The sequence below is a fragment of the Mucilaginibacter sp. genome (genome assembly GCF_035492695.1).
GTDB lineage: Bacteria > Bacteroidota > Bacteroidia > Sphingobacteriales > Sphingobacteriaceae > Mucilaginibacter.
Genome location: NZ_DATJJC010000029.1, coordinates 30,501 through 47,604, shown reverse-complemented (window position 1 = coordinate 47,604; position 17,104 = coordinate 30,501). Strand labels below are relative to the sequence as shown.

15 protein-coding genes are annotated in these 17,104 nt (G+C 45.6%); 10 read left to right on the top strand and 5 right to left on the bottom strand.

Annotated elements, in window-relative coordinates; genetic code table 11:
* Positions 1-22 precede the first annotated feature (22 nt).
* The 5 genes from VL525_RS18305 to VL525_RS18285 form a co-directional block, all read right to left on the bottom strand.
* Positions 23-1,213: a phosphoglycerate kinase gene (locus VL525_RS18305; protein WP_325388485.1), complete on the bottom strand. Its 1,191-nt coding sequence runs from the start codon at positions 1,211-1,213 to the stop codon at positions 23-25.
* Between the two features lie 158 nt (positions 1,214-1,371).
* Positions 1,372-1,806, bottom strand: a complete 435-nt coding sequence (locus tag VL525_RS18300; protein ID WP_325388484.1) for a GNAT family N-acetyltransferase — start codon at positions 1,804-1,806, stop codon at positions 1,372-1,374.
* Entirely contained in the window at positions 1,784-2,800 is a 1,017-nt protein-coding gene (gap, locus tag VL525_RS18295) for a type I glyceraldehyde-3-phosphate dehydrogenase (protein ID WP_325388483.1), read from the bottom strand. The genes VL525_RS18300 and gap overlap by 23 nt, the downstream gene beginning before the upstream one ends.
* Positions 2,801-2,910: 110 nt before the next feature.
* On the bottom strand, positions 2,911-4,014 hold the full coding sequence (locus VL525_RS18290) for an MraY family glycosyltransferase (RefSeq protein ID WP_325388482.1): 1,104 nt from the start codon (positions 4,012-4,014) through the stop codon (positions 2,911-2,913).
* A 70-nt stretch (positions 4,015-4,084) separates the two neighbouring features.
* Complete coding sequence (locus VL525_RS18285; protein WP_325388481.1) at positions 4,085-4,831, bottom strand: glycosyltransferase family 2 protein; 747 nt, start codon at positions 4,829-4,831, stop codon at positions 4,085-4,087.
* 88 nt (positions 4,832-4,919) lie between these two features.
* Here VL525_RS18285 and VL525_RS18280 point away from each other — a divergent pair, with 88 nt between their 5' ends.
* The 10 genes from VL525_RS18280 to VL525_RS18235 all read left to right on the top strand — a co-directional run bounded on the left by VL525_RS18280 (position 4,920) and on the right by VL525_RS18235 (position 17,103).
* Entirely contained in the window at positions 4,920-5,738 is an 819-nt protein-coding gene (locus tag VL525_RS18280; protein ID WP_325388480.1) for a polysaccharide biosynthesis/export family protein, read from the top strand.
* On the top strand, positions 5,739-8,159 hold the full coding sequence (locus tag VL525_RS18275; protein WP_325388479.1) for a GumC family protein: 2,421 nt from the start codon (positions 5,739-5,741) through the stop codon (positions 8,157-8,159).
* On the top strand, positions 8,160-8,678 hold the full coding sequence (locus tag VL525_RS18270) for a UpxY family transcription antiterminator (protein WP_325388478.1): 519 nt from the start codon (positions 8,160-8,162) through the stop codon (positions 8,676-8,678).
* A gap of 178 nt (positions 8,679-8,856) precedes the next feature.
* Positions 8,857-10,644, top strand: a complete 1,788-nt coding sequence (asnB, locus tag VL525_RS18265) for an asparagine synthase (glutamine-hydrolyzing) (RefSeq protein ID WP_325388477.1) — start codon at positions 8,857-8,859, stop codon at positions 10,642-10,644.
* A complete protein-coding gene (locus VL525_RS18260) occupies positions 10,637-11,770 on the top strand; it encodes a glycosyltransferase family 4 protein (protein WP_325388476.1) in 1,134 nt (377 codons plus the stop codon). The genes asnB and VL525_RS18260 overlap by 8 nt, the downstream gene beginning before the upstream one ends.
* Entirely contained in the window at positions 11,754-12,620 is an 867-nt protein-coding gene (locus VL525_RS18255; RefSeq protein WP_325388475.1) for an ABC transporter permease, read from the top strand. Before VL525_RS18260 ends, VL525_RS18255 begins: the two co-directional genes overlap by 17 nt.
* On the top strand, positions 12,620-13,873 hold the full coding sequence (locus VL525_RS18250; protein WP_325388474.1) for an ABC transporter ATP-binding protein: 1,254 nt from the start codon (positions 12,620-12,622) through the stop codon (positions 13,871-13,873). Before VL525_RS18255 ends, VL525_RS18250 begins: the two co-directional genes overlap by 1 nt.
* Complete coding sequence (locus VL525_RS18245) at positions 13,857-14,843, top strand: class I SAM-dependent methyltransferase (RefSeq protein WP_325388473.1); 987 nt, start codon at positions 13,857-13,859, stop codon at positions 14,841-14,843. Before VL525_RS18250 ends, VL525_RS18245 begins: the two co-directional genes overlap by 17 nt.
* Positions 14,840-16,165, top strand: a complete 1,326-nt coding sequence (locus VL525_RS18240) for a glycosyltransferase family 4 protein (RefSeq protein ID WP_325388472.1) — start codon at positions 14,840-14,842, stop codon at positions 16,163-16,165. The genes VL525_RS18245 and VL525_RS18240 overlap by 4 nt, the downstream gene beginning before the upstream one ends.
* Positions 16,165-17,103 carry a glycosyltransferase family A protein gene (locus VL525_RS18235; protein WP_325388471.1) on the top strand — a complete coding sequence of 313 codons (939 nt, stop codon included), beginning with the start codon at positions 16,165-16,167 and terminating at the stop codon, positions 17,101-17,103. The genes VL525_RS18240 and VL525_RS18235 overlap by 1 nt, the downstream gene beginning before the upstream one ends.
* The last annotated feature ends 1 nt before the right edge of the window (position 17,104 follow it).

Below are 17,104 nucleotides of genomic sequence, written 5' to 3'. Positions count from 1 at the left end.
TCTTAGTATGGTATTAAAAATATCACTCATTAATGGCCTTCACACCCGGCAATTCCTTGCCTTCCATATATTCGAGCAAAGCGCCACCGCCGGTGGAAACATAGCTTACGTCGTTGGTAAGATTGAATTTGGCCACAGCAGCAGCAGAATCGCCTCCGCCTATCAGCGAGAAAGCACCACCTTCCGTTGCTTTTACTACGGCATCGGCAATGGCTTTGGTACCTTTTTCAAATTTTTCCATTTCGAAAACACCCATCGGGCCGTTCCATAAAATGGTTTTTGATTCTTCAACCACTTTGCTGAATACTTTAATTGAACCCGGACCAATATCCAAACCCATCCAGCCATCTTTTATGTTATCGTTTTGTGCGGTATCGGTGTTAGCATCATTGGAGAAATTATCGGCAATGATAGAATCGGTCGGCAGCAGCAGATTGATACCCCTTTCTTTCGCCTTTTTTAATATATCGTTCGCAAGGTTAAGCTTATCTTCTTCCACCAGCGACTTGCCGATCTTGCCACCCTGTGCCTTCGCAAAAGTATAGGCCATACCCCCGCCAATGATCAGGTTATCCACCTTGCCCATCAGTTGTTCTATCAGTTCTATCTTATCCGAAACCTTAGCGCCACCCATAATGGCCGTGAAGGGGCGTTCCGCGTTATTCAATACCTTTTCGGCGTTGTTTAATTCTGCAGCCATCAGGTAGCCGAAACACTTTGCATCCGGGAAAAATTGTGCTATTACAGCAGTAGAAGCATGTGCCCTATGTGCCGTACCAAAAGCATCGTTCACATAAATATCGCCCAGCGCCGCCAGTTTTTCGGCAAAGTCTTTATCGCCTTTTTCTTCTTCTTTATAAAAGCGGAGGTTTTCCAGCAACAGTACTTGCCCGGGAGCCAATTCTTTTGCTTTGTCTACCGCTTCCTTACCAATGCAGTCATCAGCAAATTCAACATGCTGACCTAAGAGATCGGATAAGTGAGGGATCAAATGTTTTAGCGAATACTTTTCCTCCGGGCCGCCTTTTGGCCTGCCCAGGTGCGACATCAGGATCACCGCGCCGCCATCGTTCAATATCTTTTTGATAGTAGGCAAGGCAGCCGTCATCCGGTTATCGTCGGTTATATTATAATCTTTATCAAGAGGAACATTAAAATCGACCCTGATCAGGGCCTTTTTTCCCAAAAATTTGATTTGATCTACTGTTTTCATACGTTTAGAGCAGTGGCTTGTTTACGGGCAGCCAAATTCAGCAATTAATTCTGAAATCTGAACGCAAAAATGAAAAAGGTGTTTTAAAAAGGTGAAAGAGTCCGGAAGTCCGGGGTCGGAAAGTCAGAAAGATAGGATAAGTTAAAGTATCAATTGGTTTACTGTATTTTTAAATAGAGCACGCGATGCGGCCCAATATCGGGCACTTCAAATTCATCGGATATAACTTCAAACCCAATGCCTGCATAAAATCTCAAAGCGTTCTTGCGGGCATTGCACCAAATGTAGCTGGCCTTTTGGCCGCGCAGGTAAACAATACCAAAGTTCAACAACTGGTTGCCTATACCCTTTCCCCGGTAGTCATCCAGCGTTGCCATGCCCCGTAACTGAAATCCCTGCCCCGAAAACTCGCCGTGATTTTGCTTGTGAAATGTTGCAACTGATACCAGTTTATCCTTATCGAAATAGCCAAGATGAAAAGAACTTTCCGCCTCGTCGCCGGGAAACCGGCATTGCTCCAATGTTAGTTTACCCCCGCGCAATATTTGGTTGCGAACGGCAAGCGTATCCTCAACCGGTATAAACCTGATCATGCTTGGCAACGCTTATTTTGGTAACGAGGTCGGCCAGCCGGCTCGAATACCCCATTTCATTATCGTACCAGCCCACAACTTTTACAAGGCCACCAACTACAGAAGTTAGTTTTGAGTCGAAAATACAGCTATGCGGGTTGCCTAAAATATCGGTTGAAACGATGGGATCTTCGGTATACTCCAATATATCTTTCATGGGTCCGTTGGCAGCCTGCCTGAAAGCAAGGTTGATCTGTTCAACCGTCGGCAATTTTTTTAGGCTGCAGGTAAAATCGGTAAGTGAGCCATTGAGAACCGGCACGCGTATGCCGGCGCCGCCTAATTTGCCATCGAGGTGTGTAAAAATATGGGTTATGGCCTTAGCGGCCCCGGTTGTAGTTGGGATGATGGAACCGGATGCTGCCCTCGCCCTCCGCAAATCCTTATGCGGTGCGTCATGAAGACTTTGATCGCCCGTCATGGAATGTACCGTTGTGATGTAGCCGTCGATAATACCCCAGTTATCATCCAGTATCTTCACCATCACTGCTACATTATTGGTGGTGCACGATGCATTTGACAGTATGGGGGCATGCAGATCGGCCAGATCGTCGTTAACTCCGATCACGATAGTGGGTATGCTTTTATCGGCAGACGGCGCCGAAATGATAACTTGTTTTGCACCTGCATGCAGGTGTTGCTGAGCTGCCTTTTCTGACGTGAACTTTCCTGTTGATTCGATCACCAGGTCGATATCCAATTCGGCCCAGGGCAGGTTAGCCGGTTCTCTTTCGCTGATGATCTTTATCGGTTTGCCGTTGATATACAGGTTACCTGCATCAGCCTTTACCGTGCCGTTGAATGTACGGTGTACCGAATCGTATTTAAACAAATGCGCAAGTGTAGCCGTGTCGGCCAGGTCGTTAATGGCAACCACCTGTATTTCCGGGTTGGAAATGACGTTTCTAAGAAATATCCTGCCGATACGCCCAAAACCGTTTATGGCAACTCTCATACACACTATAGGTTTTATAATGATACAAAGTTAGCTAAATAAACAGGTTTTTGTAACCGGGCTTTAACGCTGAGCCCGGATTATGACATGCAGCAAACTAAAAAAGTGCGTTACACGAACAGGTTGCGTAGGGCCAGGTTTTCGCGCTCTCTCGAACGGATCAGGAAAGTGATCGTCCAGTTGAACAACAGGCAAACAGCCAGTATCAACCCGATCAAAACCGAATTGCCGTAACCCTGGAAGAAGATCACCATACCAATGCAAAGCACATTAAGGCCCGCCAAAATAAGCGTAGTTTGCAGGTGGTTAAAACCAAGCTTCAACATGCGGTGGTGTATATGGTTGCGGTCGGCCGTGAAAGGCGATACGCCGGTAGATAAGCGCAGAATAAAGACCCTTAAAGTATCGAATATCGGGCCTATTAATATAGCAACAGCCAAAGCCGGGGCCGAGAAAATTTCGGGTGTTTTACTACCGGTGAATTTATTTAATTCAATAAATTTTATGGCCATTACTACGGAGATCAACCCGATGAGCAGCGACCCCGTATCCCCCATAAATATCCTGGCCGGGGTAATGTTAAATTTTAAAAATCCGAATATGGCGCCCACCATTGCCAGCGAAACGGCGGCAAGCTGGTATTGGTGAGTGTAGATAAACAACAGCGCAAAACAACCGTTGGTTACGATACCCGTGGTTGCTGCAAGCCCATCGATGCCATCGATAAGATTGAAGGCATTTACGATAAGTATGATCGTCATAATGGATAATGCCGCGCTTGGCCAGTAAGGCAGGTTATGGATACCAAAAACGCCGTACATGCTGGTCAAACGGATATCGCCGAATAGTACCAATATGGCCGCTACAGCAAACTGTATAACGAATTTTGTGCGTGAGTTTACCCCGGAAAGATCGTCCTTTAAGCCCATGGCGAACAGGATGATACAAGCTGTAAGCAGGTAATTGATCGGTAGCGATTTATCCGTCATGCTAAAAAGCAGCGAGGTAATAGTAAAGCTTACGAAAATTGCCACACCGCCTAAACGCGGAATACCGTGGTCGTGCTGCTTCCTGAAGTGACCAAGATCATCATACAAGTGCCTTGCGCGGGCAACGTGAATAATTGAGGGGATGGCCAGTGAGGTTATTAAAACCGAAAAAGCTACGATGACCGGGTAATAAACGAGATAGTACGAATGTAGAAGTTCTGTCATGGATATCCTAAATAGTATTAATTAGATATGTCATAATCAGGCAGCCAAAATAAGCAAATTTTCATAATTGTTAAAAAAATTGCAGTATTTTACGTAGAGGCTTATAAACTACAGTTATAAATGGAAATAAAATATCGTTATTTCGCATTGCCTTTAAATCAAAACGCAATGCTTTTACGCGATTAATTAAATTTTTGTTACTGACCCCGCCGACATACATTTTCACGATCACTTTTTGAAGATAAAACACGCTCATTTTATTTGCGTGCAGGAACCGGAGCATCAATTCGTAGTCGGCAGCGCTGCCGTAGTCAAGCCTATAGCCACCCAATCTTTCAAACAACGTTCGCTTGCAATAAAATGTAGGATGCGGAGGCATCCAGCCCCAGTTAAACTTACCGTATTTGTACCCTCCCGATCTCCACTTACGAACAATATTCCCGTCCGGTTCTATAAAATCGAGGTCGCCATACAAAACGTCGGTTTCCTGACTGGCAAATGCCGCTGCAATATCGATCAACACTTCATCGTTTGCCAAATAATCATCTGCATTTAATGTGCCAATAATGTCCCCGGTCGCCAGCCTAATACCTTTGTTCATAGCATCGTAGATGCCTTCGTCGGGCTCGGATACAAAAACCTGTATGTTATTGCTGTATTTTTTGATGATATGAACCGTATCATCCGTCGATCCGCCGTCGATAACAATATGCTCGATATTGTTGAATTTTTGCCTCGCTACGGAATCGAGGCATTTTTCTATGGTATTTTGGGCATTATATACCACAGTCACGACCGATATCTTTAAATTTTGCATTTCAGGGAAAATACATTTTTAATCTGCGCAAAATATGTAATTTTGGAAATACTGCGTAATTATAAACAAAACGGCAACCCGATTGTATATGCGATTTTATACCGCCCTAAGTACCACCCTGTTATTTTTCAGCATAATTATCTTCCAGTCCTGCTCCACCAAACAGCAGCAAATATTGTTTCAGCAACAAATGTCGGCAGCCGATAGCCTTAAACAGATCAGTGAGGCCAATGCAGGTTCGGGCACAAGTGACTATCATATTCAGTCGCAGGACATTTTGCAGATCAGGAATTTACAGAATGCCAGGTATATAGTTGATGCAACGCCGTCAACGGTATCTGCCGGCGGGGCATCGTTGGGTGCCAGCGGAACAACATCGGGCGAGGGACAAAGTTACCAGGTGCAGGACGATGGCACCGTAGCCCTGCCGCTAATTGGCCATGTACAGGTTGCAGGGCTTACACGGGCCGAGGCTCAAAAAAAGATAGAAGCTATTTATAGCAAGGATGTTTTGGTAAACCCTATTATCGATCTCAAGATCACTAATCTGAAGGTAACTATCCTGGGCGAAGTAAAGGCCCAGGGAAACTATCCGCTTATAAAGGATAAAACCAATTTGATAGAATTGATAGGAGAAGCAGGTGGTTTTACAGACAAGGCAAACGAAAAAACGGTTAAGATCATCCGCGGCGATCCCAAAAAACCGCAGGTAACCGAGCTTGACCTGAGCCAGGTAAAAACTTTGGCCGACCCGAGAATAATCCTTAAGAACAACGACATTATTTATATTGCGCAAAATAAACGGGCAATAAAGAGTGACAACCTGCAAAGCGTTACTACAACCTTGCAGCCTGCTTTGATCATTCTGAATACAGCGCTGATCATTTACACGCTTATACATCGTTAAATGCAAGAAACGGAGAAGATAACCAGGAAACTGCCCAACCAGGAGGTTGACTACTACAAAATTGCCAAAATATTATTAAGCCGCTGGTATTGGATAGCCGCCTCGGTACTTATCTGCGTGCTGATCTCGTACATCTATCTTTGGGTAACGCCAAAAACCTACGCCACCTCATCGACACTAAAAATAGAGGAAAAAAAGTCCGAGTTCTCCGATCTTGTCGGCGTCATCAGCAATAACGACAGGGGGCCATCTAAAATACAAAGCGAAATATTCGTACTGCAAAGCAGGACTTTGATCCTGAATGCGATCAAAGACCTGGATTATCGGGTTAGCTTTTATATCTCGGGTAAGGTGCGTACCACAGAGGTTTATCCTCAGAAACTTCTCGATATCCGGTTACTGAAATTTGACAGCCTGAATTTTTTCCGCGACCTGATCACCTTCAAACCTGTAACCGATAAAACCTGCGACCTGAGTTACAAGATAAGCGGGAAACCGGCTCACCAAATTGTGAGCTACGATAACCCGGTTACTATCGGCAATACGTCGTTCAGCATTAAAGATCCGGGGTATGTTGTAAAAAATGCAGTTTACATCTTCAAGTTCAACGTACCCGAAGACTTTATTGGCCGGGTAAAAGGCGGCCTGCATACCAGCGAGGTGGTTAAAAATTCGAATATCATTTCGATGCAGGAAACGGATTCGAACCCCCAGTTTGCAGCGGATGCGCTTAACGCAGTGATGAAGGAATATCTTACTTATGATAAGAACCTGAAAACACAATCGGCAACCAACATGATCAAGTTCATTGATGATCAGCTGGAATCCTTGTCGAATAATGTGAAGGGCTCGGAAAACTCGATAGAAAAATTTAAAACAAACTCAAAGATATTAAGCGTTAGTTCGGCCAGTGACCTGGAATTGGGAAAAATAAGAGAAATAGAATCCCAACGGTCGATATTAAAGATACAGTTGATCGCCATAGATCAGTTGAAGGACCAGATAACAAAGGAAAAGGACAACGTTAGCCTGAACCTGAACCTTGAAGGTGTAATTGACCCTCTTTTGGCCGGGTTGGTACAAAGCCTGGATAACTTACTTGCCGAAAAGAACACGTTGTTAAAAACCTACAATGCTAATTCGCAGGTAATTAAAGATATTAACCAGCAGATACTGCAACTAAAGAATGCCGCGCTAAATAATATCGAAGGGACCAGCACCCGTATCAATAAGAATATTGATTACCTGGATGCACAGGCGCAAAAGGTAAACGAAAAAATCTCGACGTTACCTGCTGCCGAACGCGACCTGATAAGCCTGCAGCGCGATTTTGAGATCAACGATAAAGTTTATTCGTTCTTGTCAGAAAAAAGACTTGATGCACAGATAAGCCGTTCGGCCATTACGCCGGGGGCCTCTATTGTTGAGCCGGCGGAGGCAAACTTCAGCCCAATATCGCCTGATGAACATACGATACACCGCACGGCGCTCATCATCGGTGTTGCTATCGGGCTGGGATTGATCATTCTTATCAGGATACTGAATCCATATATCTATGACAAGGAAACCGTTGAAAGCCTTACAACTATCCCGATCATTGGTGTTATCCGCAAATTCCCTGACGAAATTGATGAGGACAATACACAGATACTGGCCGTCAGCCGGCCGAAATCGATCTTTGCGGAATCGGTGCGCTCAGTTCGCACAAACCTCAATTTTATTGCTTCGGAAAAGTCGAGTAAAATTATTTGTATCACATCCGAAGTAGCGGGCGAAGGAAAATCATTCATCGCCGTAAACCTGTCAAGTACGCTTTCGCTTATCGATAAAAAGATCATCCTGATAGCCGCGGATTTAAGGCGATCGAGATTGCACAAAACCTTTCACATGCCGAATGACATCGGGCTGAGCAATTTCCTGGCAAACCAGTGCGGCGTCGACGATGTGATCCGTAACACCAGCCAGCCAAATCTCGATATTATCCTGTCAGGCCCGGTACCGCCAAACCCTTCGGAGTTATTGCATAGCAAACGAATGAAGGAGATGATAACCGAACTAAAAAAACGGTATGATATCATCATGGTAGATACTGCCCCTATAGGCCTGGTATCAGACTCCATACCGCTCATCCGGATGAGTGACATCAATATTTTTGTGATAAGATCGGGCAAGTCGAAGTTTTACGCGGCGACTGTTCCGCAGCGCATCGCAAATGAATATCATTTGGATAACACGGTTATCATCCTGAATGCTTTTGCCGAAGACCTGTTGCATTCGCGTTATTACACAACGAAATTTACGGGGGAATATACCGGTTCGCATTACTACTATTATTCGGATTACAGCGGTTACGAAGGCTCAGATTATTACGTAGACAAGAAAAAATTTAAGTGGTGGGATATCAGGCGGTGGATAAAATAAATGGATAACGCGAGATCGAAGACAGCATCACATAAATGGTACCCGGTTTACACAAATCCGCGGGCTGAAAAAAAGGCCTGCCAGGCCCTGGCAGGTAAGGGTATCGAAGCCTATTTGCCGTTGAGACGGCAGCTAAAACAATGGAGCGACAGGAAAAAGTGGGTGGAAGAGCCTTTTATAAAATCTTATCTGTTCGTCCATGTTTCAGAACATGACCAGGCCGAAGTGCTGATGACAAAAGGCATTGCCCGCTTCATTTATTTCGGCGGGAAAATAGCGACCATGCCCGACCGCCAGGTGGATGATCTTAAACTGCTGATGGCAAGTTCGATTGAATTGGAGATAACCGAAGAAAACCTGTTGCCTGGAGAAAAGATCGTTATTAAAGCAGGTCCGTTGAAAGGAATGACCGGCGAGATCATATCCTACCGTTCGCAAAAACTACTGGCGCTGCGCCTTGAAGGCATTGGCTGCTCGGTAATAATACATATTGCGGCTTCTTTAATAGGCAGATTTTAACATTCCGCACCCTAATGTGAATAAGTTTTATACAGGGCTAATGCTATTTTTTGACTTAATTTAAAACCGTTATATATTAACAACCGGCTTTTTTTAAGGAATTTTAAAACGCTGTAAATTAATAAGTTATGCTTTGGCCGTGTGACTTACCGGGCGAAGCTTTGAATATACCTTTACTATGTGCCGTATTGCGGGAATGATATCTAAAAGGCTGCCTGCAGCCGTGTTGCGTGAGAAAGTTACCATGATGTGCCATGCGCTGGAACATGGCGGCCCCGACGACGAGGGAATTTATTCGGATGATAAAACCGGCCTTGTTTTTGGTCACCGGAGACTCTCTATTATTGACCTTAGCCAAAACGGTCACCAGCCAATGACCGATGTACAGCAAAAGGTTTGGATAACCTTTAACGGCGAGATATATAACTATATCGAACTTAAAGAAAAGCTGGCAAGGCTTGGGGCAAAATTCCGCTCCAATACGGATACTGAAGTGATCATACAGGCCTATATACATTGGGGAATGGCTTCCTTTTCGATGTTAAGGGGTATTTTTGCCTTTGGTTTATACGATACTGAAAAATCGCTTACCTACCTGGTTAGGGACAGTTCGGGTGTGAAACCGCTGTATTATTACATTAATGACGGCGACCTAAGCTTTGCGTCGGAGGTTAAGGCGCTGAAAAAAGCAGGCATAGCCACAGAACCTGATAGTAACTGGAAAGTACGTTTCCTGGCTTATGGGCATATCCCCGAACCTTTTACTACGCTTAAAGGTGTTTTTAGCTTGCCGAAAGGTGAATTTTTATGCTGGAACCATAAAAAAGGCACCTGCGATATCCATTCCTACCATGTAGCTGCCAATAAGACGATCATTACAGATCTGGACGAAGCACACAGGTCGATCCACGATGCGCTGATTTTTGCCGTTAACCGCCAACTGATAGCCGATGCGCCGATAGGCGTGTTCCTGAGTGGTGGTACCGATTCAAGCTTGATCACCTTACTCGCCAATCAGCAAAAACATGCCCGGCTAAAAACAATATCCATTTTTTTTAACGAAAAGGCTTATGACGAACGCATGTATCAAAGCCTGATACTACAGGAAATTGAAGGAGAAAAATTTGCACACCTGGTAAAACAACAGGACTTTGAAGAATTTTTACCCCAGATAATTGAAGATATGGATATGCCCACTACCGATGGCATCAACACCTGGTTCATCAGCAAATATGCGCACGACGATGGTTTGAAGGCGGTATTATCGGGCGTTGGGGCAGATGAGTTGTTTGGCGGTTACCCTTCATTCAACAGGATCAAATATCTGAAAAAGATGAGGCAGGTACCGCGGGTGTCGTTTGCGGCAGCCAAGTATTTCACATCCGACAGGTATAAAAAAATATCTTTCCTGGCTTATAACCACCCCCTTGCCGACTACCTGCTTTTGAGGGGCCATTACGCCCCTTTGGATATCGCAAAAATATTGGAGACGGACCTGGCCAATGTCGAGGATATATTATTTAACGACAAACCGATGCCCAACATCATCAAATACAACGAAGAAGATGCGGCATGGTTCGAAACAAACCTGTACATGCAAAATCAACTGCTGCGCGACACCGACGTGATGGGGATGAGCCATGCGCTTGAAGTGAGGGTGCCTTTCCTGGATGAAGATTTTAAAAAATTAGCCGAAAGCATTGCGCCTGAGATCCGGTTCGACATGAATCAGCCCAAAAAAATATTGATAGATAGTTTTAAGGATATTTTGCCGCGGGCCATCTGGGACAGGTCGAAAATGGGCTTTACGTTTCCGCTGCAGCAATGGATGCGTACCCATGCTGAAATAAACGACGAGAGTTTATATCAAAGCAAAAAAGCGAAAAGTATAATCAGCGATTTCAAAAGGAATACCATGCACTGGTCAAAAATATTTGCCTTGTACCAAATACAAACGCATGCCTAAAAAAATCGTCCTTTTTTCCTTACAAACTTTTAGCAGCACCGGCGGCATTCAAAAAATGACGCGCACGCTGGCTCATTCGTTATACCATTTATCGCAGCAACAGCAATGGGATTTTGAGCTTTGGTCGGTTTATGACTCCAGGTACGACCTGATGCGTCAGTACCTTGCCCCCGAAAACTTTGTCGGCTTCGGCCGTAACAAATTTAAACTTGGGATGGAAACCCTGGGCAAGGCAACCAAATCCGATATAGTGATATTGAGCCACGTTAACCTTGCCCTCTTGGGTTTCATTATTAAACTGGTCAATCCAAAGTGCCAGGTGTGGATGGTGGCCCACGGCATTGAAGTATGGCGACCGCTTACCCTGATAAAAAAGCTATTCGTTCGCCGTTATTGCGATAAATTTATTTGCGTGAGCGCCTTTACCCGTGATCAGATGATGCAATGGCATAATGCCGATCCTGAGAAATGCATCGTCCTGAACAATGCCGTCGATCCCTTTATCAAACATCCGGACGAATTCGAAAAACCGGAATATCTGCTGAACAGGTACAGTTTGAACGCGGAAAACCAGGTACTATTTACACTAACCCGCCTGGCCTCGTCGGAACAATATAAGGGCTATGAGCAGGTGATAAAAGCGGTTAGCCGCTTGAAAAAGCGTTTCACCGGCATAAGGTATATTCTTGCGGGGCCGTACGACGATGCCGAGGAAACACGCATTAAGGAATTGATAAAAGCTTGCGGGGTAGAAGAAAATGTTATCCTGACCGGCTTCCTTGAAGAAAAGGAGCTTGCGGACTATTTCCTGCTTGCCGACCTGTTTGTATTACCCAGCAAAAAAGAAGGCTTTGGTATCGTTTTCATAGAGGCGCTTACCTGTGGGCTGCCCGTTATTTGCGGCAATGCCGATGGCAGCGTGGATGCGATAAGGAACGGCGAACTGGGTACCGCCATTAATGTTAATGACCTGGACGAACTGGAAAAAACCATTGTGGCCTACCTGGAAACACCGCTGACCGTAGCAAAAAGAGAGCAGTTGCAGAAAACCTGCCTGGGCTACTTTAACGAAAAACATTACCGTGAAACCCTATTACAACTGATAACTAATGAGTTTGCAGCCTGAGGAAAATTGGGACATTGAGATCAGCCCGCAAAACAGTCTTTTCGACCTTAGGCTGAAGGATACCTGGCACTACCGCGACCTGCTGCTTTTGCTGGTGAGGCGCGATTTTGTATCATTTTACAAACAAACCATTCTCGGGCCCTTATGGTTTTTTATACAGCCCGCTATTACGGTTGCTATTTATACGCTGGTGTTCAGCAATCTTGCCGGTATATCCACCGAGGGCATACCCGCACCTTTGTTTTACCTGGCGGGTACGGTGATCTGGAACTATTTTTCGGAATGCCTTACCAAAACGTCTACCGTTTTTAAGGACAACTCGGCCATGTTGGGCAAGGTATATTTCCCCCGGCTCATTATGCCGCTAAGTATCGTATTCTCAAACCTCATCCGGTTCGCTGTACAGTTCCTGTTGTTCATCGCCCTGATGCTGTTCTTCGTGTTTTTCAAGGGAGCCAACATTCATATTACCGTATATGTTCTGCTTTTCCCCTTGCTTATCGTTTTGATAGCCGCACTGGGCCTGGGTTTAGGAATGATCATATCCGCAGTCACCACCAAATACCGCGACCTGGCATTCGTAGTCACTTTTGGTGTGCCTTTATTGATGTATACAACTACGGTTATTTATCCACTGTCAACTGCTATTAATAAATATCCGGCTTACGGCTGGGTGATCAAATACAACCCCATAACGCCCATTATCGAAACGTTCCGGTATGGATTTTTCGGCGATGCTTCATTCAGTTGGGGGCTGCTGGGATATAGTGCCGGGGTAACGGCGGTTATCCTGTTGCTGGGTATCATCATATTTAACAAGGTGGAAAAAACATTTGTAGATACGGTATAATGGCAACGGCGATAAAAGCGGAACATCTTTCAAAAGCTTACCAGCTCGGCGACTTTGGCACAGGCACCATATCGCGCGACCTGGAGCGCTTTTGGGCCCGTGTGCGGGGCAAAGAAGACCCGTTCCTGAAAATAGGTGAAAGCAACGACCGTACAACTAAAGGCGAAAGCGATATTGTTTGGAGCTTGCGGGATTTAAACTTCGAAATAGAGCAAGGTGATGCCGTGGGAGTAATAGGCAGAAACGGCGCCGGAAAAAGTACGCTGTTAAAAATATTGAGCAGGGTAACCTCCCCTACCACCGGTTCGGTTAAGATAAAGGGCCGCATAGCGAGTTTGCTGGAAGTAGGTACCGGTTTTCACCCGGAACTGACGGGGAAGGAAAATATATTCCTGAACGGCGCCATTCTTGGTATGCGCCGGGCGGAAATAAAACGAAAGTTTGATGAGATAGTCGGTTTCGCAGGCGTGGAGCGGTATATCGACACGCCGGTTAAACGCTATTCATCGGGTATGTATGTGCGTTTGGCTTTTGCGGTCGCAGCTCACCTTGAATCTGAAATACTGATAGTGGATGAGGTTTTAGCGGTAGGCGACGCGGAGTTCCAAAAGAAATGTCTGGGGAAAATGGGTGATGTTAGCAAAGGTGAGGGACGAACGGTACTGTTTGTGAGCCACAACATGGGGTCGATATTAAACCTTTGCAATACAGGCATGCTGCTTAACAATGGGCAACTGTACTCATCCGGCGAGATCAGCCATGTGTTGACCGATTACAATAACCTGCTTAATACCGGCAGCAACATCGAAGGAGTATTTAATGGCAACCTTAAAGGACAGCTTGAATTCAACTCCATCAGCATAAACGGGCAAAAAAACAGCAATGTGCTTGCGGCGGATAAAGCCATCAATATTACAGTTGAGGGCACGGCAGCCACGCCGTTCGAACGTGCCATATTTATAGTATCGCTTTACTGCAACGGTGTGCGCCTGTTCACCCTGCGCGAAACGGCCGAAGGTCGTGCCGTGGCAAATGGAGATTTTAAAGTAAACTTCGACATATCGTCAGCCGTATTAAGGCCCGGAAATTACACGCTGGCCCTCGGCGCATGGGGCGACCATGACGACGATTGGATATGGGGCACCGATATGTATATGCTTACCATTGCCGAAACATGGACGGAAGCAATAAGAAGAACAGATGAAGGTATTTTTAACGGTGAATTTTTAAGGAACAATGAGCGAACACTTTAAATCATTGGTCCCCCTTATCGAAAAGAAATCAAATATCAGCGATCCTGCGAAATTCCACGCCGCGGTCAATGTGATATTTCATGATATTGAATCCAAAGATTACGACGCCCTGCATGGCGAAATGTGGGATAGCCTGGGTGTGCAGTATGAACTGCTATCGGCTGATCTCGCTCCATTTTTCCACGATAAATCGAATCTTAAACTCCTTGACATTGGCTGTGGCACCGGTTTGGCGACAGATATGCTGTTGAAAACATCAGCCGGCGGGAAGGTAACCGAGGTGAATTTATTGGATACCTCGGCCAGTATGCTTGGGCTGGCCAAAAAAAGGGCAATGTCATGGGGAAAAGGGATAACTACTATTGAAGGCACTGTGGATAAGGCTACCGGCGGCTATGATATCATCCTGATATCCTCGGTCTTACACCATATCCCTGATCTGGCTGATTTTCTGCAACATGTAATGCGCGTGCAAAACCAGGGCGGGGTACTTATTACCATACAGGACCCGGTTTCGCTTTCATCCTTATCGGAAACCTATCACGGTAGAGTTAAAGAATACCAGCAGCATGCCGCCAAAGATCCGCGCAGAAATAAAAAGTCGCTTGGCGAACGGATAGCGAATAAGGTAAAACGCGCGTTAAATATCCCTACCTATATTGACAAGGTTAACGATCAATTGCTGAAAGAAAACGTGATCAAACAACCGCTGACAGAAACCGAGATATGGAGCGTAACGGATATCCATATAGAGGGTCTGCCCTACTCTATCGGCAAGGGGATAGAAAAAGAAAGCCTGGCAAAAAACTTAGCGCAGTATTCGCAGACAAGTTATCGCACTTATGGCTATTTCGGCATGCTGATGAGCAACCTGGACGAACAATATCAACTGACTGAAAAAGAACTGGCTTCGAAAAATGATCAGAATGGCCGTTATTTTTGTTCGGCCTGGACCAAAAACAGATCTTGAATATTCTATTTATTCTTCCTGAATATTACCCTCATTCTGGTGGCGGGATATCTACCTATTACCAGCACTATATTCCCGCGCTAAAATCTTCAGTCGGCCAAATAAAAGTGATCGTCGGCAGCGGGTATGTGCAAAGCGAGGACACTTATAATTTAGATGGTATCGAGATAGAATATCTTAAACCAGCCATTTATTCAAAATATTTAACTGCATTCTCGCGGTTCGATCTTTTGCCCGAATTCAGGAATAATCTTGCTGCCGCCTGGGCCATGTATGAACAAACCAACTATGGCAAAGGGTTCGACATTATAGAATGCACCGATTTTGCCCTCGGTTTTATCCCCTGGGTAGTCGAGCGTAAAAAACCTGTGGTTACCCGCATGCATGGCAGCAGCGGGCAGATAACCTTTAAGGAAAACGACATTCAGAATACTTTACAAAACGATTTCGTGCGGCAAACAGAACTGTTGCTGCTGCCTCAATGTGATACCCTTATCTCTCACAGTTCGGCCAACAAGCATTGGTGGGAGTCGCTTATCTCAAAGGAGATCGCACATATCTTCCCGGTTTATCATACGGCTGCGTCAGCACCAATACCGTTTTCAGAACGGGATAACTACGGGATAGTTACTGCCCGGATACAGGTTTGGAAAGGCCCGGTACAGTTGTGCCAGGCAGTTTCCGATACCAAAGATGGCATCAAACCAATTAAATGGTACGGACGCGATACCTCCTATTCGGAATACGGCAGCATGTCCGCGTATCTTCAGCATACATTCCCCTCGGTGTGGAACAAAACCGTTCTCCCGGAAAACGCAGTCCAAAATGACGAGGCCAGGGAACTGCAAAGCAAGGCATTATTTGGCGTGATATGCTCCACCTGGGATATGTTCAACTTTACCTGCCTGGAATTTATGGCCGCAGGCACCCCGGTTGTTTGCTCGGATGGCGCCGGTGTTTCTGAGCTTATCCGTCACGGGGTGAATGGGTTTAAATATGAGGCGCAAAATTCCAATGAGTTAGCCGAATGCCTGAAAAGGGTATCAGCCCTGGGTAAAGACGAATTCGACGAAGTAACAGCGGCGGGTATAGCCACCGTCAGGCAGGAATTATCTGCCGGAAAATTGATGCCCGAAAATCTGCACCAGTATGAAAAAGCTTCTGCCGATTTTAAACCAACCATCGCCAACGATTTTATGAGGCACATGTATAGTCCGTCCGATCATCATACCGATATTGGCTCGACATTGGACGGGCAGCCTGTGAAACAATTGGCCAAATATCTTGTAAAAAGGATCCGTTCTAAAAGATCAAAACGTTAATGCCCACGTTAGCCCTTTGCATACCGGCTTACAATGCCGAAAAATACCTGCCGATGATATTGGGTTCGGCAAAAAAGCAGTCGATACCGTTTGATGAGATACTGGTATACAATGATTGCAGCACCGACGATACCGCCCGGGTAGCCGAAGAATTAGGGGCCAAAGTAGTAAACGGCAGTGTGAATAAGGGATGCTCCTTCGGCAAGAACCAGTTGGCTAATGCGACCAGCTGCGACTGGCTGCATTTTCATGACGCGGATGATGACCTGCTGCCGGATTTTACCCAAAAAGTACACCAATGGATCAAAAACCATGGCGAACAATTCGAGGTCCTGCTATTGAATTTTGAATATATCGATTTCGAAACGCGCACCGTGTTCGGCAATGCTAACCACAACGCAGAAGAGCTGCATGCCGATCCGCTGAAATATGCGATCAACCATAAGATCGTCAACTTTGGGGTTTATAAACGTGAAGCTTTTTTAAAAGCCGGCGGTTTCGACCTGGATGAAAAGGTACTTTATAACGAGGATAACGCCTTTCACCAGCGCCTGGCAAAGTTCGGGCTAAAGTTTGACTACCTGCCGGATATTACCTGCATTAATTACCGTTACAAGGCGAGCATGTCGGCATCTAACCAGTTAAAATGCGCCCAGGCGAATTATAACGTGATAGCCAAAACAGCAGCTACCCACGGAAAAAAATACCCGCTGGAGCTAACCCGGCAATTGTGGCTTTGTATTGCCAGCCTTGCCGCAGGGCAGGATTGGGAGCACGTGAAAAAGGCAGTCGCCCTATCAAAAAGCCTCGGCTATAATTATGCACCTGAAGGCGGTGGCTTGTTCAAAAGCATGACGCATATTGGCCCGTTCTTCGCCGTATGGACCCGGGAAAAATTGATCAGGCTATTCAAGCCTGGCTTGCGGACTAATCAATAAC